Origin of the sequence: Diaphorobacter sp. HDW4B, assembly GCF_011305535.1 — a bacterium.
Classification (GTDB): domain Bacteria; phylum Pseudomonadota; class Gammaproteobacteria; order Burkholderiales; family Burkholderiaceae_C; genus Diaphorobacter_A.
On the sequence record NZ_CP049905.1, the window covers coordinates 750,653 to 775,472 of the forward strand.

The 24,820-nt window shown below is 59.3% G+C and carries 28 protein-coding genes and 2 pseudogenes; 4 read left to right on the forward strand and 26 right to left on the reverse strand.

Going from position 1 to position 24,820, the window contains the following annotated elements; all coding sequences use genetic code 11:
* Positions 1–37: 37 nt before the first annotated feature.
* From G7048_RS03495 to G7048_RS03560, 14 genes are all read right to left on the reverse strand, one after another.
* Complete coding sequence (locus G7048_RS03495; protein WP_240933152.1) at positions 38–664, reverse strand: DUF6682 family protein; 627 nt, start codon at positions 662–664, stop codon at positions 38–40.
* Entirely contained in the window at positions 658–1,275 is a 618-nt protein-coding gene (locus tag G7048_RS03500; protein WP_166066817.1) for a hypothetical protein, read from the reverse strand. Before G7048_RS03500 ends, G7048_RS03495 begins: the two co-directional genes overlap by 7 nt.
* Positions 1,276–1,287: 12 nt before the next feature.
* On the reverse strand, positions 1,288–1,665 hold the full coding sequence (locus tag G7048_RS03505; protein WP_166066818.1) for a hypothetical protein: 378 nt from the start codon (positions 1,663–1,665) through the stop codon (positions 1,288–1,290).
* A gap of 96 nt (positions 1,666–1,761) precedes the next feature.
* Positions 1,762–2,211: a hypothetical protein gene (locus G7048_RS03510; RefSeq protein ID WP_166066819.1), complete on the reverse strand. Its 450-nt coding sequence runs from the start codon at positions 2,209–2,211 to the stop codon at positions 1,762–1,764.
* A gap of 40 nt (positions 2,212–2,251) precedes the next feature.
* Complete coding sequence (locus G7048_RS03515) at positions 2,252–3,367, reverse strand: N4-gp56 family major capsid protein (protein WP_166066820.1); 1,116 nt, start codon at positions 3,365–3,367, stop codon at positions 2,252–2,254.
* Between the two features lie 72 nt (positions 3,368–3,439).
* Positions 3,440–3,634 (reverse strand): hypothetical protein, encoded by a 195-nt coding sequence (locus G7048_RS03520; protein WP_166066821.1) that lies wholly within the window; start codon positions 3,632–3,634, stop codon positions 3,440–3,442.
* Between the two features lie 14 nt (positions 3,635–3,648).
* Positions 3,649–4,605: a hypothetical protein gene (locus G7048_RS03525; protein ID WP_166066822.1), complete on the reverse strand. Its 957-nt coding sequence runs from the start codon at positions 4,603–4,605 to the stop codon at positions 3,649–3,651.
* 28 nt (positions 4,606–4,633) lie between these two features.
* Positions 4,634–5,053 carry a Gp49 family protein gene (locus G7048_RS03530; protein WP_166066823.1) on the reverse strand — a complete coding sequence of 140 codons (420 nt, stop codon included), beginning with the start codon at positions 5,051–5,053 and terminating at the stop codon, positions 4,634–4,636.
* Positions 5,054–5,061: 8 nt separating this feature from the next.
* Entirely contained in the window at positions 5,062–5,604 is a 543-nt protein-coding gene (locus G7048_RS03535) for a DUF2514 family protein (RefSeq protein WP_166066824.1), read from the reverse strand.
* A gap of 46 nt (positions 5,605–5,650) precedes the next feature.
* Entirely contained in the window at positions 5,651–6,181 is a 531-nt protein-coding gene (locus tag G7048_RS03540) for a glycoside hydrolase family protein (RefSeq protein WP_240933153.1), read from the reverse strand.
* A gap of 17 nt (positions 6,182–6,198) precedes the next feature.
* Positions 6,199–6,519: a hypothetical protein gene (locus G7048_RS03545; protein ID WP_240933154.1), complete on the reverse strand. Its 321-nt coding sequence runs from the start codon at positions 6,517–6,519 to the stop codon at positions 6,199–6,201.
* Positions 6,516–7,229, reverse strand: coding sequence for a hypothetical protein (locus G7048_RS03550; protein WP_166066826.1), 714 nt, complete (start codon positions 7,227–7,229; stop codon positions 6,516–6,518). The genes G7048_RS03545 and G7048_RS03550 overlap by 4 nt, the downstream gene beginning before the upstream one ends.
* Positions 7,226–9,580: a hypothetical protein gene (locus G7048_RS03555; protein ID WP_166066827.1), complete on the reverse strand. Its 2,355-nt coding sequence runs from the start codon at positions 9,578–9,580 to the stop codon at positions 7,226–7,228. The genes G7048_RS03550 and G7048_RS03555 overlap by 4 nt, the downstream gene beginning before the upstream one ends.
* Complete coding sequence (locus G7048_RS03560) at positions 9,567–9,989, reverse strand: hypothetical protein (protein WP_166066828.1); 423 nt, start codon at positions 9,987–9,989, stop codon at positions 9,567–9,569. Before G7048_RS03560 ends, G7048_RS03555 begins: the two co-directional genes overlap by 14 nt.
* 425 nt (positions 9,990–10,414) lie before the next feature.
* Here G7048_RS03560 and G7048_RS03565 point away from each other — a divergent pair, with 425 nt between their 5' ends.
* Positions 10,415–12,523, forward strand: a complete 2,109-nt coding sequence (locus G7048_RS03565; protein WP_166066829.1) for an IPTL-CTERM sorting domain-containing protein — start codon at positions 10,415–10,417, stop codon at positions 12,521–12,523.
* Between the two features lie 84 nt (positions 12,524–12,607).
* Here the strand turns inward: G7048_RS03565 and G7048_RS03570 are convergent, their stop codons facing one another.
* A complete protein-coding gene (locus G7048_RS03570) occupies positions 12,608–13,987 on the reverse strand; it encodes a PBSX family phage terminase large subunit (RefSeq protein WP_166066830.1) in 1,380 nt (459 codons plus the stop codon).
* Positions 13,984–14,787 (reverse strand): terminase small subunit, encoded by an 804-nt coding sequence (locus G7048_RS03575; protein ID WP_166066831.1) that lies wholly within the window; start codon positions 14,785–14,787, stop codon positions 13,984–13,986. The genes G7048_RS03570 and G7048_RS03575 overlap by 4 nt, the downstream gene beginning before the upstream one ends.
* A gap of 407 nt (positions 14,788–15,194) precedes the next feature.
* On the opposite strand from G7048_RS03575, the gene G7048_RS03580 reads away from it, so the two are divergent.
* Positions 15,195–17,312, forward strand: coding sequence for an IPTL-CTERM sorting domain-containing protein (locus G7048_RS03580; protein ID WP_166066832.1), 2,118 nt, complete (start codon positions 15,195–15,197; stop codon positions 17,310–17,312).
* A gap of 238 nt (positions 17,313–17,550) precedes the next feature.
* Here G7048_RS03580 and G7048_RS03585 read toward each other — a convergent pair whose 3' ends face one another.
* Genes G7048_RS03585 through G7048_RS03620 form a run of 8 tightly spaced genes read right to left on the reverse strand, consistent with a single transcriptional unit; the run spans position 17,551 to position 22,167 of the window.
* Positions 17,551–17,853, reverse strand: a complete 303-nt coding sequence (locus G7048_RS03585) for a hypothetical protein (protein ID WP_166066834.1) — start codon at positions 17,851–17,853, stop codon at positions 17,551–17,553.
* A gap of 4 nt (positions 17,854–17,857) precedes the next feature.
* Complete coding sequence (locus G7048_RS03590; RefSeq protein ID WP_166066835.1) at positions 17,858–18,304, reverse strand: hypothetical protein; 447 nt, start codon at positions 18,302–18,304, stop codon at positions 17,858–17,860.
* Positions 18,301–18,822, reverse strand: a complete 522-nt coding sequence (locus G7048_RS03595) for a DUF1367 family protein (RefSeq protein ID WP_166066836.1) — start codon at positions 18,820–18,822, stop codon at positions 18,301–18,303. The genes G7048_RS03590 and G7048_RS03595 overlap by 4 nt, the downstream gene beginning before the upstream one ends.
* Positions 18,815–19,171 (reverse strand): endodeoxyribonuclease RusA, encoded by a 357-nt coding sequence (locus G7048_RS03600; protein ID WP_166066837.1) that lies wholly within the window; start codon positions 19,169–19,171, stop codon positions 18,815–18,817. Before G7048_RS03600 ends, G7048_RS03595 begins: the two co-directional genes overlap by 8 nt.
* Positions 19,168–19,656 carry a hypothetical protein gene (locus G7048_RS03605; protein ID WP_166066838.1) on the reverse strand — a complete coding sequence of 163 codons (489 nt, stop codon included), beginning with the start codon at positions 19,654–19,656 and terminating at the stop codon, positions 19,168–19,170. Before G7048_RS03605 ends, G7048_RS03600 begins: the two co-directional genes overlap by 4 nt.
* Entirely contained in the window at positions 19,653–19,940 is a 288-nt protein-coding gene (locus G7048_RS03610) for a LexA family transcriptional regulator (RefSeq protein WP_166066839.1), read from the reverse strand. The genes G7048_RS03605 and G7048_RS03610 overlap by 4 nt, the downstream gene beginning before the upstream one ends.
* Before the next feature lie 11 nt (positions 19,941–19,951).
* Complete coding sequence (locus G7048_RS03615; RefSeq protein ID WP_166066840.1) at positions 19,952–21,337, reverse strand: DnaB-like helicase C-terminal domain-containing protein; 1,386 nt, start codon at positions 21,335–21,337, stop codon at positions 19,952–19,954.
* On the reverse strand, positions 21,334–22,167 hold the full coding sequence (locus G7048_RS03620) for a hypothetical protein (protein WP_166066841.1): 834 nt from the start codon (positions 22,165–22,167) through the stop codon (positions 21,334–21,336). The genes G7048_RS03615 and G7048_RS03620 overlap by 4 nt, the downstream gene beginning before the upstream one ends.
* Before the next feature lie 120 nt (positions 22,168–22,287).
* Between G7048_RS03620 and G7048_RS03625 the strand changes: the two are divergent.
* Positions 22,288–22,386, forward strand: a pseudogene (locus tag G7048_RS03625) (transposase); the annotation flags it as partial.
* A 10-nt stretch (positions 22,387–22,396) separates the two neighbouring features.
* Here G7048_RS03625 and G7048_RS28405 read toward each other — a convergent pair.
* Positions 22,397–22,777 carry a transposase gene (locus G7048_RS28405; RefSeq protein ID WP_240933074.1) on the reverse strand — a complete coding sequence of 127 codons (381 nt, stop codon included), beginning with the start codon at positions 22,775–22,777 and terminating at the stop codon, positions 22,397–22,399.
* A 35-nt stretch (positions 22,778–22,812) separates the two neighbouring features.
* Complete coding sequence (locus G7048_RS28410) at positions 22,813–23,184, reverse strand: transposase (protein ID WP_240933075.1); 372 nt, start codon at positions 23,182–23,184, stop codon at positions 22,813–22,815.
* Between the two features lie 21 nt (positions 23,185–23,205).
* Here G7048_RS28410 and G7048_RS03635 point away from each other — a divergent pair.
* Positions 23,206–24,269: pseudogene (locus G7048_RS03635) on the forward strand (IS3 family transposase); the annotation flags it as partial.
* Positions 24,270–24,820: the final 551 nt, after the last annotated feature.

Here is a 24,820-nt window from a genome sequence, read left to right on the forward strand (position 1 = left end):
TACAGCAAAGGTTTCGACATGAACAATGGCAGGCTTGTTACGACGCCGGGGCCATTTCGTTGGATGCTTTCGCCTGCACACCCAACGCGTCGTTGAACAGTTGCAGGTGCGCGGCAGCGACGTTGGCATTGCCGCCGAACTCCGCATCCTTCGACCATGCTCGGAACAGCATGAAGTGACGCAACGCATCCATCCACTGCGCCGGCACGAACGGCGTTCCGGCCTCATCCAGCAGATCGACCACAGCAGGCTCGACCATGGCGCGGATCTTCACGCCTGCGATCACGGGCGGATACACCAGAAACTCGCGCGGCATCCGCATGTCGTGCATGAAGTGGATGACTTCGCGCGCACCGGCCATGCCACGCCACGCGCCGCTGACAGCATCGAGCACCCAGAGGTTGGTCTTGGTGATGCGCTTCTGCGCTGTGTTCGCATTGTTGGTGATGTCGATGAGCAGCAGCACGTCGGCGGGCAGCTCGTGGCGCCAGCCATCATCCAGCGTCAGTTCGCGCTCCTGCGCCAACTGGTCGGGGCGGTGCTCAGCGAACTTGCGCTGGGCAGCGTTGAAATAATCCAGCAGCTCAGACCGCGTCCAGCGCACATGCGTCGGGTCCTGCAGCTCGCGGGCCGCGTCGTCAATGAGTTGAGGGACCGTCAGCACCAGCGCACCCTGCCCCTTCCGCCGTTTGGCGTGTTGGATTGCCAAACGTCGGTCATCGCGCTGTCAATGGCCTGACGAAAGAACGCCAAGGACACAGCCGCCTGATCCGGTGCGTAGTAGTCGGTCCCACGCGTGTTGAGCAGTTCGACCTTCGCGCCCTCGCGGATGGCCTCGTGATACAGCGTGCCCACGGAATCGGGGATCGATGTGGCGCGCACGGTGGGCAACACCGATGCATAGACCTGCAGCGCCCCGACCGATGGCGAGCCCACGGTGAACGTGCGCAGGTCGGGCGACACCAGATAGGTGCAGCCACCTCGCGAATGCTTCCATGGATCCGCCGACATGTCGCGAGCGCGGGCGATCTCGATGTCGCGGCCGTTCAAAGATGCCCGCTCGATGCGCAGCAGCTCGGAGCCCTGCGGCAATTCGAACGAGTATTCCTTGAAGGCCTCGCCCGTGACCTCGGTGGGCTCCAGCCATTCCTGCCAAGCCCGCGTCTCGCGCGTGAAGGTGCGCGCGGCGCGGTTCAGGCACATATGGATGAGCGGCACCGGCGCATCGGGCGCAGCCAGCACCAGCTCGGGCATCCAGTTATCCCACGAGGCCATGAGCAGATCACCTTACGACTGGACGACCGAAGCCTTCGTGGCCTTGCGCACGCGGCCGGTAGGTGTGGTGCCGCTTTCCACGGGTGCGCCGTCGCCAGAGTCCAGACCAGTATCGCCGTCGCCGTCGTCATCCGTCGCCTGACGGCCAGCAGACGACAGCCCTGCAGCAACACGGCGCTGCTCGCGAGCGGCGGCCATCTTGTTGAATTTTGCCTCGGCTTCGAATTCCTCGGCATCCATGAAGCCCAGCAACTGCAGGTATTCCACATCGCCTTCATCGTCCACCTCGCAGCGCAGCGGCGAGCCCGTGAAGACGTAGGAGTTGCCGGACTTGGCGGTGACCTTGAGAGTGCCGTCCTTGCGTGCGGGCAGCGAAGAAAAGAGTTCCATTTTTGTTCTCCAGAGTTTCAAAAAGCCCCCGACGCATGACGCCGGGGGAAATGCCCTCGCTCAGGGCCGCACACAACTGCGAGCGATGTGTTCGCGTCAGGCGTTCGCGTAGACCAGATCCACGGAGAACAGGCCAGCGGCTGTACCAGCAGCGGTGATCTTCAGCACCAGCGCGCGGTCTTCATCGGTGGGTACGACCTTGGCGAATGCTGCTGGCACCACTTGGATGTAGCCCCCGGCGACGCCCGTGGTGTCGTCCGTCACCCATGCACCACCGCCGTCATCGGCTGCGGTGCTGATGTCGCCATTGACATCGGCCAGACCGAGCGAGGCCTTGAAGCCCGCGCCCAGAGCAGTCGGCACACGGATGTACAGATGCGCGGGCAACGTGCCAGCAGGCAGAACGCCGATAACGCCCTTCGTGCCCACGACGTGATCCGTCACAGCAATCGACTGGCCAAAGCGGGAGCGGACCAGTTCGGGACCGCCGGGAGTGAGCGGGTTCTGGTGGCCAGCAGCCACCGCACTCGTTTGTTTGAAAGCCATGTTCTGACTCCTTCAATGGAAAGTGGGTTGACCGCGTGGCTCAGCGCGAAGCTGCGGCAGTATCGAGCGCGTACAGGCCGTGGTCCTGCGGCACACCGCCCATCTCGAACACGGACTTCTTCAGACCGAAGATCGAGGATGTGGTGATGATCACTTGGTTGCCGCGATCAGCGGTTTCCTCGTGCCAGCCGTAGCGCATACCCGTGCCCGGCGAACCGAAGGCCATCACGCCCGCCTGCGCGCCCATGAACAAGGCACGCGCGGTTTCCACGTTCTGGCCCGCGCCGTGGGTGTTGTGACGAATCACATTGCGGTGCGAGTGCAGCACCACACCGCGATGCATGCCCAGCGCCGACTTGAACAGCGGCGACTTGGCACCCAGCGATGCAGCAGCGGCCTTCTGCAGATCCATCCACGCGCCCGTGGAAACGTCATTGCGCAGATCGTCTTCCTGCCAGGTGTGCATCACCAGCACGAACACTTCTTCGCCGTCCACCACGCAAGGCTGGATCACCGGCACATCGGTGGCACCACCGCCCTGAGTGTCCGCACGGGTCTTGGCATCGCCGATCAGCTTGAGAGTCATCTTGTCGCTGACATCGATGTTGGCCGTCGACGTGGCATCGCCGCCGAACATATGTTGATTGGCTGTCGGTGCGGTCAGCGCATTCTTGGCACGGCCTTGATAGCCCAGTGGCAAGATGAAGTTGGCGTTGATGCCGCGCGAGCCACCGAAGTAGGTGAACGTGAGTTCATCCTGAAAGCGGCCCCACCAGCTTGCTTGCTGCTGCTTGGCGCGCACACGAAGATCGTGCAGCGTGCGCTTGCGCGACATGCGGCCACCGGTATTCACACCACCGCGCGCTTGGTCGATGTACAGCTCGTCCGTGTAGAACTTCTGCGCTTCTTCCTTGCCTTCCAGCGTGTCATCGCCTTCGACTGGTGCCATGCGCAGTTCGGCCAGCAGGTCGTAGCTGATCAGGTCACCGGCTTCGGATTCCAGATCGGTCAGCAGTTGAATGGGAGTTTTCGCGCCTTGGCCGACAGCAGTGAAGCGGCGGCCAAAGTACGAAGCTTGGCTGGCGTCGAGGGCCAGTTCGCCAGAGAAGCGCTTGACGGCGCGGGGGCTGTTCACGCCCACAACGGTTTTACCCATGGATTGCTCCTAGTGTGGTAGCGAGCACTCCAGCGCCCCGGTTGAAAAACGAATATCAGTTAGAAAGAGCCTTCACGATGGCAGGCTTGGTACGGGCCGCGCCACGGCAGCAACTTTTTTGATTGGTGTGTCAGGCGCTGCAGACACCACCATCCGCGCGACCTGCCCTTTCTTGTATTCCATCTGGATGCGCACACCGGCAACCTCCAGCACGTCACCCGTGCGCAGCTCGATGAAGTTGCGGCGAACGGGTGGCGTGTTTGACATCGTGGCTCCTGGCATCAGGCAGACATCTGGTACTGCAGACGCTTTTCGGGCGAGAGCTTGGCCAGTTCGCGCTCGTACTCGGGGCCGATCAACTTGTCGAGCTCCGCGAACTCGTCACCAATGGGATCGGTGTCACCGACACCACCCGGCACATCGGCGAGAGTCGTCACGACCTCGCTGGCATCCACCTTGCGCTTGCCGCTGTCCGCAGGCTTCTTGCTCGTCGGAATGCTGTGCAGTGCCACGACGCGCTTGTGCGCTTCCTCGAGGAACCAGCGTGAAGGCTTGTCGGCATTGGCGGGCACAGCGGCCAGTGCCTTGACGAACGTGTCCAGATCAGCCTGCTTTTCCAGATCCTTGCGGTAATCCACAATGCCCAGCTCCGGCTTGCTCGCGGCGTCGCCGATGAAGGAGTTGATCGTGTTCGACCATTCGTTCTGCTGGGCCTGCGCCTGCATCTCGGTCGCGATCTCGGCACGCGTCTTCTGACGCGAGAGTTCGTCACGCTGGTCTTCCAGCTCGGTCAGCTTCGCGTCGAACTCGTCGGCATCGATCTCGCCTTCGTTGAGCTTCTTGCGCAGGTCGGTGCGCGCGGAACGGTTGGCCTTGATCTGCTCGTCGTAGTCGGCTGGCAGTTCGGACTTGTAGGCAGATTGCGCAGCCGCAGGCGCGGGAGCAGGCGCTGCGGTGTCTGCCTTCTCGGCGTCGCCCGGCTCGTCGTCCTTTTCCGCGTCAACGTCAGACGCCTTGCCATCGTCCTTGTCGACTTCGGTCTTCTCGGACTTCGCGCCCTTTTCGATTTCCTTGTCGGAGTCGTCGTCATCATCCTGCTCATCTTCATCGATCTTGCCGCGACCGATCTCAGCCAACGCTGCGGCATTGTCTTCGTCCGCATCGTAGTCATCGTCGGCCATGGCCTCGATCTCTTCAGGGCTCAGCAGACGCTCGCGGTCTTCGTCGGAAATGCTCATGGTTGTGTGCTCCTATTGATAACGTGATTCAGGCGGTGGCTTGCCCAGGGCGCGGCGTTCCAGCCAGATCGGCGGCAGCGTCTGCCTCGGTCAGCACGGGGCGTGCAAGCTGGTCGCGCAAGCGAAAGCCCAGCAGCGGCCAGATCTGGTTGATGGCGTTTTCACGGGCAACAGCGCGGCCGATCTCGGCGTTGAAGTTTTCTGTGCTGACGCAAGCGCTCTCGCCGGTAACAGTGAAGCCGTTGCGCAGCACTAGCACACAGAAAGTGAGCAGGTTGAGCGCCGTCCCGGCTCGCACGCTGTTCAGACGGTGACCGCTGGCTCCAATCACGCCATCGGCGGCGGTGAAATAGAACTCGCTGGTGATCTCGTCCTCGATATCAGCAGGCGTCACGCGCGGTGCGCTGCTGGCCTTGGATTGGATTTCTTGCTCAATGGAATCGGACATGTGTGCACCTATTGGTTTGATTGTGGAGCTTGCACAGTGGCAGGCTTGGTACGGCTCAGCGCGTCGAAGGAACGCTCGCAGGTGAGTCCTGCGGCATGGGCGGCATCAGCGAACTCCGCCAGTTCGCCCGCTCGCGCGTCAGCCCTGCTGAACAGGTCGGCGAACAGATCGAGGGCGTCGCCGGTTGTCGGGCCTGCGGTGGGAGCGCTGGAATGCTGGGCGGTTCGGGCGGCGGTGCGATAACGGGCAACGTCGGCGAGCAGGCGGTCGCGCTCAGTGCGAGCACCAGCAGCATCGTGACGCGCAAGGTCAATGCGGGCTTGGCCATTGGCGGCCTCCTTATCGATTGCGGAACGCCACGCGGTTTCAGTGGCGCGGAAAGCGGTAACGGCCGCGGCGGTCTTCTCGCGGATCTCGCTCAGCACAACGGCGTAGTGCGCATGCACGGCTTTCTCGGCGGCGTGCACGCGAGAGAGATGCCACCAGGTGCCAAGGCCAATGAGTGCGGCCAGCACGACAGCGGTGATGATGAGTTTGGCTTGCGTGAACATCACATGCCCCGCCACCAGTACCACCACATCGCAATGAAGATGGTATTCACTGGTCGCCCTCCCCGCGTCCCCAACTCAGGCAAAGCTCCTGCGTGGTCTCGCGCCGGTCCACCAGCCCGTTCAGCGTGACCAGTTGACCGTTCATACGACCCTTGACCCACTTGGTCAGCTCGCGGCAGCCGCCATCGATGTCGCCGCGATTGAACTTCGCGCGCAGTGTCGAATTGACCGTCGCGGGGTTCTCGCCGAGGTTGTAGAGCCAGTCGATCAGCGCTGCCTGAATCCAGCGGTTGTAGGTGTCGAATGCTGGGAACAGACGCCGCGCGCTGGCCAGAGCAACGGCATAGTGCTCGCGCTCAAGCACATCACACTCACCACGGGTGTACAGCTTGCCCGGAACCACCCACCGCCCAGTGACGCCGCGGCAGGCGGTCCAGATGCCGCCCGTGTCGAGATATGGCCTGTACATGACGGATCCGTCAGGCTGTCGCACGGTCGGGCCGTCGCCTTCATACCAAGCGCCCAACGTCATGGCAATCGCAATCGCGCCGCCGCCAGCACCTGCTTTGATCAACAATTTCCGAAGGGCTTCTTTCACAGCTTGCCCCCCTTGAGAGCAGACCAAAAGCCCGCGACGGCAGTGCCCAAGGCCACGATGTACCCGGCAGGCTTTGCAATCTTGCCCAGCCAATTGAGAACCTTGAAGGCACCCTTCATCGCCTGGAAGAACTCCACCAGATCCTTGGTGCTGTCTGCGACTTCGCGCGTCGCCTTGGTGTTCTCGGCCATCTCCTCACTGAGTGCCGCAACGCTGCCCTCGATGCGGTTCATGCGCTCATCACCCGCGATCAGACGCTCGTTCAAGGATGCAGTTTTTCCACTGGGAACAAGGTTCCCGAAATCGTCCTGCATCATTGGTCACCCCACGCAGGCAGCACAGACCAAGTCACTGGGGCGCGCAGATCGTGGCCCGGGATCGGATACCACATCTGCGGAGCCAGCGGCCCGCTGAAAACGTTGTCCACCTCGAAGCCCACGCGGGTCTTGAGGCTGAGCTTGCCGACCAGCTTGCGAGTGACCTTCACAAGCCACGCGCCGCCCGAGCGCACCACCGTGACAGAGAGCTTGCCTTCGCTGCCCTGCCACTTCTGGAAGCCGCTCGCGCCGCCCACCAGAATGCCGCGACGCCACGCGAGGTATTCACCACCGTTGCGGCGATACCAAGCCTTGCGCGCCTTTTCGCTGCGGGGATGTGCCCCCTTGCACCAATAGCACGCGGCCACGGCCTGCGCATATTCTTCGCTGGCCGGATCAGGGTTCAGCCAGAATGCCTCCACTGGTCGACCACCTTGGGGGGTATCCACCCATGGCCCGTTGTCACCATTCGCTGTGATGTTCAGCATCGGCGCGATGTCGCAATCTGCCCAGTCGGGCCGCGCTTCGATCAGCCGGTTGTGCTCCCAGCTCATCGCCTTGGCAATCTTGCCCGCACGCAGCAGACGGATCTTCAGCTTGGCCAGCAGCAGCCCGTCCGACTGCTCATCGGCAAAGTCGATGCAGTCGATGACCTCGGCATGCAAGGTAGCGGGCACGCCCGCGATGGTCAGCATTCGGGAAAGGTTCATTCAGCTTCTCCGGGTTTCTGTTCTGGGGATTGGTCATTGCCGAACTGGGCTAGTGCTTGGTTCATGGCTGCCAAGCGCTCGCGGCTCTGGGCTTGGATCTCTGCCACGCGCTCGCGGCTGTCGGCATCGATGCGCGCGACCTGCAGGCGCACATCGGCGTCGCTCTTCACGGCCAGCGTCTTGTTCGCAAGATCCGCCTGCGCTTTGGAAAGCTGACGCTGCACGCGGTCCAACTCCATGTCGGCATCGCGGCGCACCGTAGCGGCAGCGCCTTGCATCTGCTGCGCGCGGGCCTGATCGCCACCGGCTGCAACGCTTTCCGCTTCAGCTTCGAGCTTCGCCGCCTTGGCATTGATCTCGCGCACCTTCGCCACCTGTTCGGCCAACGCCTGCTTGGCGCTCTCCTGCTGCATCTGCAGCGCCTCGGCCTGTGCCTGCATTTGCTGCTGCATCTGCTGCTGCTCCTCGGGTGTGAGCGGCTTGTTCGGATCGCGCTCGCCAGTGAGCTTGCGCAGCTCGTCGGCGATCAGATCGTTGTTGGGCAGGTCCGAGAAATCCATGGCCAGCGTCATGATGCGCAGCGCCACGTCGGCCGGCAGTCGGCCGGCGAGCTGGTTCATGGCCTCGAACATCACCTGGCGCAGCGTGCCCGAGTAGTCCTGCTCGCTCACCACGAAGTCAGCCAGTGAAGCGGTGATGTCGTTGATGTAGCGCACCGAGCCGTCGGGCTGCACCTCGGGCTGATTGATCTTCACCCACTCCAGTGCGCCCTTGTGGCCTGACAGGCGGATCACCTTTTCTTCCGTGTACCACTGCTCGATGAGGCTGAGCAGCTTCTCGCCCTGCGACTGGACCGCGAAGCGTAGGTTGTCGAATGGCTGTGTGGTGACAACGGAGCCCTGCATCTGGCGCGCCTTGATGGCTTCGCCCGAACTAGCATTGGTCTGGCGGCCAAGGTTCTCGTTGCTGATACCGGCGTTCTTCTGGATCGCCTGGGCGTCTAGCGTCATCATCTGCACTTGCCCGGCCGCCATCTCGCTGTCGCGATGCACCTCGAACTTCTTGCCCGCCTTGTAGAGCACCGTCCCATCGGGTTGGTTGACCTCCTCGCGCGCCGCGTTGATGTCCTTGACAGACCCCTCTTCCGCAAAAATCTGGTTCGTGGACAGCAGAAACAGCGCCTTGGATGCACGCTTGTTCAGATCCTTCTGGAGATCACGCACGCGGCGGATCACGCCATAGGGCATGCGATCGCGCCCACGGCGGTAGCACCAGACCGGCGTCAGGCTGAAGCTGTTGTGCCGCATCGGCATGGGGCCGAGTGCAAGCAGGTGCGACTCGGTCATGACAGCGACGTGCATGCGCATCACCAAGCGATCCACAATGGCCCCGCCGACCTGCCCCACTGCCTGCATCAAAGCGCTGTCCCATGATTCGAGGAACGCACCCTTGAACGGACCTTCCGTCACCACCTTGACCGACACCGGCATGCGGAACTGACACTCGATCAGGCGGATGCGCTTGCGCGGCTCGCTGTCGACGTTGCCGCGCCCGCCAGTTACGTAGCTGGTGCTGGAGTGCGTGGAGCTGGAATAGCCTTGGTAGTAGAACTCGTCCTCGGCCCACTGCTGAGACGAATACTCGTTGTCATGCTGGATCGAGCGGCGCAGAACATCGGCGCGGCCGGGGTACATGGCGAGTGCCACGTCCTCATCCACCCAACGCGTGCGGAACAGGTAGCGCGCATCCGCGAGATCCATCTCCATCGCGAAGGAATCCCAGATGACGTTGCGCCAGTCCTCGTACTTGTCGTAGATGATGTCCTTGGTCGGGTCATTGCGCACGCCGGAATCGACCCAGCCAACGCCCACCTTAACCGCATCATCGAACGCGCGCGAGCGATTGAACTGCGATCGGTTCACGTCCGTAACGAACTTCATGACCTTCGTTTTCACGTCGGCCATGTCCACATCGTCCTCGGTGCGCGGCAGCACGCGCCAATCCACGCGAGCCCGTCGCTCGGTGCCAATCAACCAATCCACCATGGGCGCGACCTCGTTGAACACCAGTGGCGTCTGGCCGCGCTCCTCCAGCAGCGCCGCGTCTGCCGGATCCCATTGCTCGTTGTCGTAGAAGTCCGCATCCACCGACATGTCCAGCCGGTTCTCCGCCTGAATCTCGCGCTCGCGGTAGTACCAGGACAGGCACTGCTTGAGCACGTTGCGCGACTTCTCGCTGTCCAGCGGATGCGGTGGCGTCACGTCGACAACCTCGAAGCTCTCGGCTTCCTCGTTGATGACGTTCTCGCCCGGTGCGACGTTGCGACGGATGCGCGGCTCAAGCAGGGACATACTCCGCCCCCTTGTCCTCGATGGTCAGGGCTTCGGCCGCGATCTGCTTGCCGTCCGCCATGACCTTGAGTTCGCCGAATTCCTTGCCCTTGGATTCGCGCACGGGCTCCGAAGGCATGCGGTACAGGTCCGGCAGACCCTCGTTGACGATGGTGGCGACGCGCACCCAGTTCGCGCAAGTGGGCTCAATGCCCAACACCTCGCACGCCTTGACGCACTGGCGCGCGAGATAGGCCGGATCGTCGTATTGGTAAGCCGCGGACTCCATCACCACGTACCACGACGCTTTGGGCCGGAACGCAGGGATCAGGACAAGGCAGCGCTCACCGTTGATCCAGGTGTAGACGGCAAGCAGGTCGCCATGCTGGCGGTGCAGATGGGCTTTGCGGAGGTCGATACATGCAGGCATGCCCGCCACAGTGGCAGGCTTGGTACGGGATGGCGCGTTTGTGCCCGCAACCTATGAGAGACATTTAAGAGCGAGAGGCTGGTCTTTCGAGGTCGGCCATTGAATGCTTATAGAGAGCCTTGCTATAGAGAACCTCCGCTAGCGAATCAAGCGGCCTCACATCATCATGAAGCATCGTGCAGTATTTCCGCGACGCGCGCCACTGCAATCAAAAGTCCATTCGCAGCCATTCGCACTCTACAAAGCGTCACGAGAGTTGAACTCCTCGTATTGAACTTCAAGATTGGGCCCCGACGAGTATCATCCGAAGTGAAAGTCAACAATTGCTATCGCGAATCATTTGCTATAGATACAAACTTAATGTTACATTGATGGTGATGTCATATTCTCAGAACACACTTTCCTGATCGGGAGTTACATAAGCAATGAAGATTTGGACACATCTTTTCCGAACAGCGCTTGTTGCTATGCTCATGAGTGCGAATGTAGCGAACGCGCAGAACATTCTTGTTCTGACCACAGGAGGTCAAAACTCCCGACCAGCTCCGGAGCTCGAAAACAAATATATGCCAGCGATGGTGCAGGAGTTTTCCAGTCCGCTGACATTCGGCGACTTTACGACTGGTGGCAATCCCTGCAGCGGGACAAATAGCACCACTGTTGGCTCGTTGACGAAGTCCGTCACCTGCAATCAGACCGAATTGGTGAATGGCACCGTCATGGCTTCATCCACCTTTGACCCGGGCTATGACCTTCTGGTAGTGGCTTCTGCTTACACCACAATAGACGCAGCAGATTGGGCTGTGATCGAGGATGCAGTTCAAACGCGCAAGGTGCGCGGTGCGGTGTTTTTCATCGACACAATCAACGGGGCCAACACGACGGCCATAGAAGGTTTGCTTTCACGAGTTATGGGAGCCCCCGTTACTCAAGGCTCTCAGTTTCCTGGTGGCAACTTTTACTTTCCGCTCAACACTGCCGCCGCCGCACAGAGTAGCTTCACCGGCTTACCCACCTTGGAACTCAACAGTGGGTTTTATGCATATAACGGGGTGCCATCACGTTACGCTCTGTATACGGGCGTGAATGAATTAGCTACAGCTACTCCGGGGAATGCGACTGACCCAACGTCAGCCACAGGCATTTTCGTACCCCAGAGTGATTCTTATGCGGGTGCTGGCGCCTGCGTTTTCGGCGTTACGGACATCGGCTGGGGGGTCAGTGGAACTGGGCACAACATTGGCAAGCTCGGCAATGCTTTTCTGACAGAATTCAACAAGTCTGCTCCTGATGGAATTTGTGCCACTCCCTTGGCAGCACCTCCCACGCTCGCCATTCAAAAGACAACCACTGCCAACACTGCCGCCTTTCCATCCAACGGTGTCGCGGTTCCCTATACTGTTGAAGTCAGCAACGTAAGTACCACTGCGCTGGCACTCAACGTTGGAGTAAGCGACCCGCAGCCTACAGGCATAACACTAGGTCAGTGGGCATGTACTCAAATTACGCCTGCCGCACCTGCGAATTTGTGCCCCACTGGATTGCCAACTGGCGATCTCGTTACCACAATCGCGTCGCTACCCGCTGGTGCGAAGCTTCAGTTCACCACCAGTGGGACCGTGACGGACAATACCCAATCACTGACCAACGTGGCTACGCTTCAGTTGCCTCCCGGGGCTATCTGCGATGGAGGCGGCAACCCTTGCACATCACAGGTGTCTTTTGCCTTGCCGCCATCGATCAGTGTGATCTGCGAACCAAGCAGTATTCTTGATTCACCTTCGCAGACTGCAGTTTGCAGTATTTCCTCCAGCATCTCAGCACCCGCTGGCGGTTTGACCGTCGCATTGATTCCACCAGCCTCCCCGCACGGACGCTATTCCACCGACTGCGGCTCGACTATCACGATACTCGAAGGAAGTCTTAAGGCTACCTGCAGCATTACCGCGACGCCCAATGACACGCCTGGAGATGGAGATGTGAATGTGACGCTGGCATTGGCTACTCGACCTGTTGGTGCCAACTACCAAACGGGATTGCCATCCCAAGCCACAGTATTGGTCAAAGATGACGATGTCGCGGCCGCCACGCCGGAAGCAACACTGTCCTGCACACCGACGACACTGGTCGACGCCGAAAATCAGGTATCCATTTGTACCGTCAGCCTAAGCGCTCCCGCCCCAGCAGGAGGACTTGGTATCATTATCGTTCCACCAGCGACCAATGGTCGCTACAGCACGACCTGTGCATCGCCCCTCGCCGTTCCAGCAGGCGCTAGCACTGCTACTTGCGCTATCACAGCCACGCCCAATACAGTTGCTGGCGATGGTAGCGCCTCAGCCCTTGTCCAACTGATACCCGGAACCGGCTATGGAGTGGGTAATCAAGCGCAGGCGACGGTCAATATCAACGATGATGACCAAACAATGACTGTTGCACCTGTTCCCACTTTGGGTCAGTGGGCCATGATGATCCTGTCGATTCTTGTCGCGTCGATTGGCGTTGGATTGTCACGCAGGCAGTTGCGCAAATAGGTATTTCCCGCAAAAAATACTGAGCCACCTCCGGGTGGCTCTATACGTTTTGGTAGGTTGCTTCAGTAGCGTTTCGGATAGTTCTTATCGAGCCATGCTGGATCCGTGCCGCTTGATCTTTTGACCCGGATTTCCCGCATCGTTGTCCATGCGCGGCAGTGCCATCCCTATATATCGCCACACGTCCGCGCCATGACTGGCGTCATCGTGCAGCGGCGCGCCCGGCTCCTGCGTGCGTGGATCGATCTGCCGCTTGTACCGACTCAGGCAGTCCAATAGCTGAGCGCACTTCTTCTCGTCAATGTAGGCCTGCGGAAAGATGCCGCGAGCCAGACGAATGCCCGCCTCCAGCCCGAATCGCTCCAGCACTTCAACCTCGCGCTTCATGTCCTCAAGGATCTGCTGCGCGGTCTGCCCCGTCTTGAAATCACCGTGCGCACCGTCGTGCGGGAGGAAGTCGATGCCCCAGCGATACGGCAGCTTCTCCATCTCCTCGACATACCACTCGAGTGTCTTCTGGTTGTCCTGCATGAAATTGATGACGCGGAAATCCACGGGCGTGCGCTGCACGAACGCGATGGCCATATTGTCGGCCCAGCCCAAATCCCAAACGGTGTGCACCGGCAGACGCGGGTTGTACGGCACCAGACAGACGCGCTCCTCGTTGTAGAGCTTTTCCACCTCTTTGGCGTAGATCGCGCCAGCAATCGCGCGCTTGGGTTTGCCCTCCCAGACATTCCAGTAGGTCTCGGGATCGCGCTTGAAGTGTCGGAGTCGCTCTTTCTCCAGCACCTCCGGGAACCATGGGTTGTCACGCCAGTTGATCTCGCACAGCCATGTGTCCTCATCCGCGTTGGTGATGAAGCGCGAATAGGTCGCATCGCTGGCGAGATCAGGATTGAGCGTGAGCCAAATCTCAGAGCCAGGCCGCCGGATGGTCGGTACCAGCACCTCCCAAGACCGAGCACTGACGCTCTGCGCCTCTTCCACCCAGACAATATCAATGGCCTCGAACGACTTGATGGTGTCGACGGTGTGGCTCTGCAGTCCTGCGAACAGGATCAGTGTGCCGTTGGCTCCACGAATCTCAGTGTCCAGCACCTCGTAGAACCCGCCGAGTTTCAATGCTTCGATCTGATCGCGCAGAAGCCGGTGCACGGAATCGCGCATCGACTTCTGGATTTCACGGGCGCACAGGATACGCAGCGGCCGGTTGCTGCCCATGACGAGCAGCGCCATCGCAACAGACCACGACTTGGCTCCGCCGCGCCCGCCATACATGACCTTGAAGCGTCGCGGCTGAAACAGCCCGCGCAGCTTACCCGGAAACTCGATGCGAACGCGCTCCCGCTCTACCTCGTAGTCCTGGGCAAAGTCGGCGACGAGTGAGCCGCCATGCACGTCCGCGAGTGTCGCGGCCAGAATGCTGGGCTGTGTTGTTCCGCGAATCGGAGCGAGTCTCATGCGCCGCCTGCAGTCGGATCGTTCTCGCGCTTCGGTGGATCAACGAAATGAATCTCGAAGTGTCCGACTCCGCCCCCGCCCTGCTGCTCGTTGTCGCGCTTGTACATGCCGTGGTAGCGCATGAGCTTCTCGGCGACATCCAGTTGGCTATGGATGCTGATCTCCATTCCGTTGCGAGTTTCCTTCGCGCCGCCGAACAGTGCGAGCGCACCTGCCGACATGCTGCGCGTGTCCTTGAGCACAGTGCGCGACGTTCCACCACCAAAGCACTCGGGACAGTCCTGATTCGGCGGCTTCCGGGCGTCGTAGCCGATACCGCCCGCCTCCGGGAAGGTCGCTATCGCCTTGCCTTCCTCGACCCACTTCTCGCGCTTGGTGTTGTATTCCGCCATGGTGTATTGGTACTGGTGGCCAATACCGTAGCAGTGACGGCAGCAAGCGACATAGACCTCCACCAGTTCGCGCGGGTCAGCCATCAGCATCTGATTCAGGCGGTTCACAACGTCCGCCGCCTTCACCTCGGCACGCTCCACAACCGCCTTGGAGAACTCCCGCACAAACTCCTGCACCTTCACATTTCTCAACAGGCGAGCGCCCTGCGACGCTGACGTGTTCTTGCTGTACCCGGCTTTCACTGCCGCCTGCGTGGCATTGAAATCAGACAACACATACTCTCGCGCGAATGCACGATAACGGTCCTCGGTCGTGATTTTTGGCTTGGCCGGTGGTGGTTTGGCCTTCGCCTTTGCCTTACTGCTTCGGGAAGCATCAGGCTTGGGCTTTCGGGAGGAATTGCTCATCCCTACAACATGACAGGCTTGGTACGGAATCAATCGCTCAATATACGCACAAAGCTTTCCGCGAAAACCAATGCTTCGTGACGAGGGAGCTGACCGCTGACGAATGGGCGAAGCCCCTCGCCAAGCAGGTTTGCATGTGTCGAAATCCGCCCTGCCCCTGCATCAATTCAATGAGCAGGTCCGAAATTTCAATAACGCCTTTTGGGTCCATGTCATTCCTAGAAGTGCCATTCGCATGGGGGCATCCTTGTAGTTGCCGCATAACGTCATCAGACTTGGTGCGGTCAAAAAGAAAATTTGCTTAGAGTCAATCGCTGCTGACATTTTTTTGCAAATACTCTCTTTGATCAACAAGAGATATCAGTTACCGTTTGTAGTTAGTTCTATTCAATTGTGATTGAAAAAAAATGATGCCAAACCGATTTTCGATCTGCCTGCTTGGTGCCTTGATTCCGTTGGGCGCAAATGCTGCTGCCGGAGCCCCACTGCCTCGCTGCTCAGTTGACTCCCAGTCGTACTATCTGATGCGCTATACAGAAGTGGGAACTTCTGCCACCAATCTACGCACTCCGACTACCAGTTTAGATTTGGCAGTTGTGCCAGCCAGCGGTTCCGTCACTCTTACAAACATCTGGAATGCACAAGCTGCACCAACTCCCTCTCAGTGGGACGGCTCCCCGACTGCGGGCGCGACCGTCGCTGGGGGCATGGGTAAAGACGGCTACATCTATGCGATGAGAGCTGTGGGAGCATGGGAGCCGGGCTGGACCAACCCAAACTGGCAAACGCACACGCGTCGCTACGAGATGCTTCGGTTTGGCCGCAGCGGCGTGGACAATCTCGGTATCGTGAGCGGTTTGGGGCCTTACCGGAATGATGCAAACGTCACGGTGAGTGGAGCGGTGGATCTTCGACTTGGGCCCAACATGAACGCGGCAGACATCGATCCGGTAAGCGGAATCATGTATGTGGCGTCTTTCCAGTCCAGCGGATTGTTGGACAAAATCTTCAAGATCGATGTCACACAGACACCCCCGCAGTACGTAGGGACCCTTGCGCTTACCCAAAGCATTCCAGGAGCTCAATCAGGAGACTTTGCCATAGATGCAGCAGGTCAGTATGCCTACGGAGTGGCCAAGGCTGCAGGAACCTTCGGCAACTCCACAAGCTATCGCATCAATTTGACTACAGGCGTAGTCGAATCATTGGCAACTGGTCTTGGAATTATCCCTTACGGTGCTGCGGCACGATTGCCAAACAATTCCGCCAAGATGGCTTTCTATGGCCTAAGTACGCAAATCATGACTCTGCCCACAGGGACTCTGGGCACCAGTCAATCCACTCCAACCTCAACCAGCTCAGATGGAGCCGCGTGTCTACCGAAGTTCAAGACTACCTTGCAATGCGTTCCACTTACACTGGTCGATGCCGACAACAACGTCGCCACCTGCACCATCGCTCTCGATCAGCCAGCGCCAATTGGTGGTATTGCCATCGCGCTGACACCTCCAGTAACTGATACACGGTACACGACAACCTGCGCATCATCTGTCACGATCCCTGCCAACACGACCACCGCTCAATGCACCATAGCCGCTACAGCTAACACCACCCCAGGGGATGGAGATGTAACGGCAACAGTATCACTGACCACACCCGCGGCGACTGACGACTACGAGCTGAGCACGCCATCGAGTGCCAGTATCCTGATCAAGAACGACGACCTACCTACCGTCAACCTGACATGTACGCCCAATACGTTGACGGACTCCCCCGGTCAGGTATCAACATGCACTGTCACCTCAAATGTGCCCGCGTCCGTTGGAGGAATGACAATCGCCTTGGTGCCTCCTGTTGCAAATCCTCGCTACATTAGTACCTGTGGTGCGAACATCTCCTTGGCGGAAGGCGAAAGCAGCAATACCTGCACCATCACGGCGAATCCAAATACCACTCCGGGTGACGGCGACGTTGCCTCATCGTTGGCATTAGCAATACCACAACCAGGTTCAGGCTACCAGATAGGCACACCGTCCCAAGCCACAGTATTCGTCAGAGATGACGATGTCGCGGCCGCCACGCCGGAAGCAACACTGTCCTGCACACCGACGACACTGGTCGACGCCGAAAATCAGGTATCCATTTGTACCGTCAGCCTGAGCACTCCCGCTCCAGCAGGAGGACTTGGTATCAATATCATTCCACCAGCGACCAATGGTCGCTACAGCACAACTTGTGCATCGCCCCTCTCCGTTTCAGCAAGCGCTAGCACTGCTACTTGCGCTATCGCAGCCACGCCCAATACAGTTGCTGGCGATGGTAGCGCCTCAGCCCTTGTCCAACTGATACCCGGAACCGGCTATGGAGTGGGTAATCAAGCGCAGGCGACGGTCAATATCAACGATGATGACCAAACAATGACTGTTGCACCTGTTCCCACTTTGGGTCAGTGGGCCATGATGATCCTGTCGATTCTTGTCGCGTCGATTGGCGTTGGATTGTCACGCAGGCAGTTGCGCAAATAGGTATTTCCCGCAAAAACTACTGAGCCACCTCCGGGTGGCTCTTTACGTTTTGGTAGGTTGCTTCAGTAGCGTTTCGGACAGTTCCTATCGAGCCACGCTGGACCCTCTCCTCCGAATCTTGCCTCCCCCACCCCGCACGCCAATGATCCCCGCATCCTTGGCCTGCGCCTACTAACGGATGGCATCAGCCCCTTCTGAGCAGCTTTTGCCAACTACATCAACAAGTGCTGATCACTTCTTAAATTGCTACTCCTATCGAATACCGCATCACTGGCTTGCGCCCCGGCAAGCTGCTCATCTCCGAGTCAATCAACTCCAGTCGCGCCAAGTACTGCAGCGCCCAATCCACCTCGCCCTTCGACCTCCCCAGCGTCAGCACCAGCTCGGGGTGAAAGAACCAGCGGCCGGGGTGCGCGCGCAGAAAGCGCAGCAGCACATCGGATCCGCTTCCCGGCTGGATCACTCCCGGCGGCCGTGGGTTTGCTGGTCGTGGCCTCTCCTCGACACCACGGGTGCTCATCTGCTCGGCCATCCAGTTCATTGGGTCATTCATTGCTGTCATGTGGATATGGCAGGTTTGCAGGCCACTGGCCCATTGCTTTGATTTTTCGTTGCGTGTCGGCGGCCCACACCGATTCCAACTCGCGGCGAACAGCCTTCGGACACAGCGCTCCCTGATCCAGCCGTGCATGGCAGCCCTGAATGCCGGGCCGATCGCAACAGGCCGGAAACAACGTCAGGTCACACGCCTTCATCCCCATACCCTTTCCGGTGTTGGCGTGCGCCGCCTGGCTGAATCCGGGCACGCCGCAAATCACACACGGCAATCCAGCCACCGCCCGTCGATACGCCTCGCTGCGAACTGGCGTGAGCTTCGGTGCGGCGCTCACTTGGTCGGCAATGACGGCGTACATCACCTGCACGGCCAGCGGCTTGTGCACGATCGGCGCGCGCTCGGGGCGTTTTGGGCGCTTGAATCCAGAACGCTTCATTCGTTGAAGCCTCCCAGAATCGACTCGATCATCTCGATGCGCGCGACCGGCGTCAGGTGCTTCCACAGCGTGCGGGCGGCATGCTCGGTGCGCAGGAAATTGACCACGTCACCATGGAATTGCTCCATCGCGCCCTGCTCCAACTTGCTGTAGCTGATCGAGCGCGGAACGGGAATCACGCCGCCCTTCGGCCCCGGATACCAATCAACGAACGATGCGCCCACCTTGAGCCACGCACGGAAACTCTCGAAGTCCTCGAAGCGCTCTTGCGCCTCATAGACTACTTGCTCCAGCGCCATGTGCTTGCGGTGATACCAGCCAAGACGCGGCTGCACGGTCGAGATCTCCATCATCTCGCCCGGCTCCAGGCCCATGATGCGATTCCAGAGTCGGCGCCACTGGCGGCGGCCCTGCTCGCCCAGTCCATCGATGATCCCGAAGACCACCCGGCGCGCGGCGTCCTTGTCGGCTTCGGTGGCCTGCATGTCTTCTTGGCGAACCAGAATGATTTCAGGCATGCGACACCTCCACGCGCACAAACCCGCCGATCTCGTCGGCGCGAACGATCGACAGCGACCAATGCTTGTCGTCCACGCCGAGCACATCAGCCAGACCATCGAGCCCCGACTTCATCCGCGCCAGCGCGTTGTCGAGGTCAAACGCACGCCGGTTCGGCGGAACGAATGTGAGCGCCAGATGCAACTTGTCTGCCTCGATGCGGCGCGCGCCCTGCTCCTTCGCAGTCCAGCCACACGCGGCGCGGTAGGCCTTCTTGGCTTTGGCCACTGCGCGCCAGTGCAGACGCGCATTCGGCGAAAGCTCCTTCGGCGGCCATGGCAGAGTCAGTGTGAAAATTGGATTGCTCATAAGGCCACCACCTTGTCGCCCGCGCGCACCGCGCCGCGCAGAATCTCGCGCACGCGGCGCTCGGTCCGGCGGCAAGCCCCGATGAATTGGCGCTCCGTCAGCGCCTGTACTACAGTGCCGTAGTCCTCGAGCAAACCGCGCAGGATCTGCATGCCCTCGCCAGTCAGTCGCATGACACCAGTTTCGAGGTGGCGCACACCTGCATGGCCCATGGCGTTCTTCGCCGCAACAATCTGTCCATCGTCGTCGGACACAATGCCCATCTCGACAAGGCTTTCCAGAATGTTCACGGCGTCCGACATGTCGCGCCAACCATCCACTTGCGGCACCGCGTCGCGCTCCATGGACATCAACCCTTCGTGCACCTTGATCAGGTGGTTGTTCAGACGGTGCTCAGGGACCGGATGCACGGAGCTCGCTTGGATCTCGTCCAGCAAAGTGAAATGAAAGAACTGCGCAGGCTTGCGCGTGCCGTGTTTTTTCATGATGCATCTCGCTTTGCTCGAGCGAAGCGCCACTTACCAACGGCGTTGCGCTCAAGGTAGCCCTTCTTGGCCAAGATGCTGACGTGCTCGTTCGCAGTGTTCGCGGAGGTCCATCCGAAGTGACTCGAGATAGCCGACAGCGGAGGCAACTGATCGTTTTCCGCAAGGAACTTCACCATGTGGTCGTACACCTGCTTTTGCACAGGCGACAGAGCGAGTGGGTAAGCCTTGGCAACTCTCTTCACTGGACGCAGTTTTGCCGCAATGGCGTTGGCTTCAGACATGTAGCTCTCCATCACAGCATCCCTCTTCCACGAACTGGCGTCGCAATCGGCGCAAGCGTCGGCGGTCCGCCCTCCCACTGCTCGAATGTCGTTGTTTCACCGCCATAGAACAGGTGCAGGTCGCCAATACGGCCTTGCCGATTCTTCGCAATGCGCATCAGGGCGTAGTTCGCCCAATCGGCGGAGAGCGACGGATTCGCCGCGATGGGCCGATGGATGAATGCCACCACGTCGGCGTCCTGCTCGATGGCACCAGAGTCGCGCAACTCATGGAGGCCAGGAGGCTGCATCGCCTTCTCGGCAGCGCCCCGGTTGACCTGAGCAAGGCAGATCACCACGATGCCCAATTCCTTGGCCAACCCCTTGAGACCTCGGCTGATCTCCTCGATCTGGTAGGCACGCGGCTGTTTGCGGTCCAGACCTTCCATCAAGCCGATGTAGTCAACGATCAACACGTCCAACCCCTTCGTGCGCTTGAGCTTGCGCGCCATGCTGCGCACCTGCTGGATGTTCAAGCCCGAGCGATCCGAGACAAACCAGCGCAGGCTTCGCGAGCGCTCGACCCCATCCGACACTCGGCTGTAGTCAAGACCCCGACCACGCCCGGGCCGCTTGATATCGCCAATGGAGACGCGCCCGAGAATGGCGGCCTGCCGATCCCGCACGTCGTTGTGCGGCATCTCCATCGACAACAGACCCACGCTGCAGTGCGTCGCCATGGACAGGCCAATATTCATTGCAAAAGCCGTCTTGCCCATGGCCGGGCGCGCGCCGATCACCACCAAGTTGCCACGCACAAGCCCACCGTCGAGCATCTCGTCGAAGTCGTTCAAGCCGGTTGACATGCCGGTAATGGCGCCCTCATGGCGTTGCTCGATCAGCTCGGTGTGCTGAATGGCGGCGGTATACGCATCCACCCATTCATCCTCACCGCCCTGCACCTCGAGCGCCTGCACAACGGACTGAGCCTGATCGATGCGATCAGACACAGGGCCGTCGCCGTGCGCAAGCTCGGCCAGCTTGGAACTGGCAGCGAACAGCGAACGTGACCGGGACATGTCGACCAGCTTGTCGACGAAGAACGGGAGTCCTTGAACGCCATGATCGTGACTTGTCGTGACATCATGGACATATTTAGGGTCCACCTGCCCCTGCAACGCCTGCATCATGCTCACGGCATCACAGCCGCGGCCCGATGAAATCTGCGCCACGGCTGTAGAGAACATCAGCTTGTTCTCCGGCACAGAGAAGCAGTCGGCTTGCAGGCGAGCACCCACACGATCCAGCGTGTCCGGAAAGCCGATAAGGATCGAGAGCACGGCAGCTTCGCAAGCTGGCGCTGTGAGCGAGGATGCTTCGGGCGCATATGCACCGAGCGGGTAGTCGTTCAGGTTCATGCAGCCTCCGGTTGTTTGCGCGTGTCGTAATTGCCCGCCATCACCTTGGCGAAGTTGTCTGCGTTGGAAAGCCACGCCAGATCAGCCGTCCAGCCCCGGTCGTTCTCGCCGACGAGGTGCGGACAGGTGGCAACGAACGCGAAATAGCGGGCGAAAAAATTGAGCGCTGTCACCTTGTCGCTGGCGTAGCGGTCGCCGTTGCGTCGCTTGGCCGTCAGCACCCAACGCCAGCGGGAAGCGAGGTTTTTTGCGCGCTGGCCGTCCCACAGCTCAGGCTTGGGTTGTGGCAGGCTGGGCAGATGCTTGCCAAAAAGATCGATCAGCTCGATGTGTGGGCAGTTCGGCAGCTTTGCTGTCGACAAAGAAGCTTTAGCTTCTTCATCTTCTTTATCTGTATCTTTATCTGTCGTGACATCGCGTGACGCGTCGTGACCAGCAAAGAAATCACCAGATTCAGCAGCAAGCTTTTCACGCTCGCGCTGCTCCTTTTTCCTTTGTGCAGAAGACTTTGCGCCTGATTCTGCGTCTCCGGAATCCTCGCGCTTAGGCTGACGCTTATCCCATCCGGAGATAGTCGATCCATCCATCACGCGACCCTGCATCGCATCCAGAATTGCCTGAATCTGTGACTCGTCACAATCGAGCGCACTTGCCAAATCTTCCACCGTGACTTCAACGTGACCACGCGTGACATTGCGTGACGCGTCAACAAGGATGTGAAGGTACACAGCTTGCACGAGACTGATGTGCTGCTTTGCGTGACGTGCAATCGTCCGCCACTTGGGATCTGTCGGCATGTCGTGCCAGAGTCGGAGCCATTGGTTCGCCATGTCAGATCCCCAGACGCTCAGCGATCTCTCGCACCGCGGCTGCGTACTGCTCTTCTGTGAATCGCCCCGGGTTTTCTAGACACCTCTGAGCCTCAAATCTAAGGCCCAATAGGAGGTGCTATGAGTAACCAAAGATATCCCCAAGAATTCAAGACCGAAGCAGTCAAGCAGATCACTGAGCGCGGCCATAAGGTGGCCGATGTTTCAGCCCGACTAGGGCCTGTTCACGTTACCGAAGCAACTCAAAGATCAAAGCCAGCGAGACAAACGCGGCATACATTGCATCCAACTTGTCGTAGCGGGTAAAAACTCGCCGATAGGCCTTGATCCGCCGAAATAACCGTTCAACTTCATTGCGTTGGCGATATTTTTGCTTATCTAGTGGCGAGGGATTCTTGCGTCGTGGATGCGCAGGGACAACCGGGATAAGGTTTCGATCCTCAGCTGCTGCACGCAAGTCATCGCTGTCATAGGCGCTATCCATGAGCAAATACACAGCTGAATCTTGCGCGTCAATCGCCTCGACGAGTTTGCGGCCTTCCGGGCTGTCTCCGGCTTGTCCGGGCGTCAAACTCCAGATCAATGCATCCTTGCAACTGGCTGCGACCATGTGAATCTTGCAGCTCCATCCACCTCGACTCTTGCCTATGGCTTGTGGTCCGTTTTTTTCTGAGCCCCGCAGCCATCAGGGTGAACTTTGACGATGGTGGAGTCCAGGCTCAACGCTTGAACAGCCCACTGGCTAAGTGCCTGTTGCTGCAGATGGTTAAGAACTTCGGCAAGTACGCCGCTATGGGCCCAGCGATACAGCCGCATGTACACGGTGTGCCAGGGCCCGAATCTGCGTGGCAAAGCTCGCCATTTGCACCCGTTGCTGGCCATGTAGGCCAAAGCATTAAGGAACCTGTAGTGGCTGATCAACTTGCTGCCGCGAGGCTTGGGCAGCAGGTGACGGATACGTTTGAACTGAGAGCGGGTGATGTGCATGCAGGCCAGCGATTCTCGCTGCTCTGACATGCACTCAACTATTTAGGTGAACAGGCCATAGGCGTAAGTCAGCACAGCCTTTATCAATGGATCAAGGCTCAAGGAACGCCTGCCCATGATCGGCCGGCACAGGTGTCACAAACCGAGGAGTTGCGACGACTGAAGGCTGAACTCAAGCGAGTCACAGAGGAGCGCGACATCCTAAAAAAGGCCGCAGCGTACTTTGCCAAGCAGTCCGGGTGAAGTACGCATTCATCAAGCGCCATGAAGGTGAGTACAGCATTCGCCGACTGTGCAAGGTCATGGCTGTACACCCTAGCGGCTACTACGCCTGGAAGGCGCAACCGATGAGCCTTCGTGCAAAGGACGATCAACGTCTGTTGGGTCTTCTCAAGCATGCGTGGCTCGAGAGTGGTGGCGTCTATGGCTATCGCAAGCTGACCATGGACATGCGTGATTTGGGCGAGAGCTGCGGCAAGCATCGCGTGGCACGACTGCTCAAAATCGAGGGGCTGCGCTCACAGACGGGCTACAAACGCCGTGCAGGCATGCGTGGCGGCAAACCTGCCATCGTCGCGCCCAATCACTTGCAGCGCCGCTTCGCAGCGGCCGAGCCCAACCAAGCTTGGGTGACTGACATCACATACATCCGCACCCATGAAGGTTGGCTGTATCTGGCGGTGGTGGTTGACCTGTTCTCACGTCAGGTTGTTGGCTGGTCTATGGGCAGCCGCATCGATACTGGCTTGGTGCTCGATGCACTGTTGATGGCCTTGTGGCGTCGCAGGCCTAAGCTGCCTGTCATGGTGCATTCGGATCAGGGTAGTCAGTTTACAGGCCATGACTGGCAGGGCTTTCTGCGAGATCACAATCTGGTCTCCAGCATGAGTCGTCGCGGCAACTGTCACGACAACGCCGTGGCCGAGAGCTTCTTCCAGTTGCTCAAGCGCGAGCGTATTCGCCGCCAGATTTACCCGACGCGCGATGAGGCCAGGGCTGATGTCTTCAACTACATCGAGATGTTTTACAACCCGAAAAGGCGTCATGGCACCGCCGGAGATATCTCTCCGGTAGAGTTCGAAAGACGGCATTCCCAACGGCTCAACAGTGTCTAGGAAATCCGGGGCGATTCAATTCAACCCATCCAAATTTGCACCCATTGGTTTCGAGCGTTTGAACAGAGGGCTGATTGAACGCAAGGTATCGAATACAGGGAATCGACACGCGGATTGGAAGCGTGTCGATGTCATTGAGTGGGAGGCGATAAACGGACCTGTCCCAGACGGCTGCACCCTCGTCTTGCCGAGAAACGCGAATAGGTGCTATAGCAATTTGAAGCTGGTGAGCGTAGCCGATGTGCCTATCGTCAATTACCAACTAACTGCCCCTCCCGAGGTCAAGGAGCTTATGTCCCTGAAATCACAGTTCAGTCGGCAATTGCGAAAACTTGAAAACATCTCAAGTCAGCCTGATTAAGCGTCGAACATATGCAGCACGAAATCGAGAAATCACCCACTCCTGCGCTCAGCACTCCGGACATCCAAAAGCTCAAAGATGTGCTGACACTCCTTCGCGAGCAAGGTCGACAAATTGACCTTGATCGCACCCGTCTCATTGTCAATTGCGCGTCTGATGTCATTGACGCACTCAAACTTCAATATCAAAC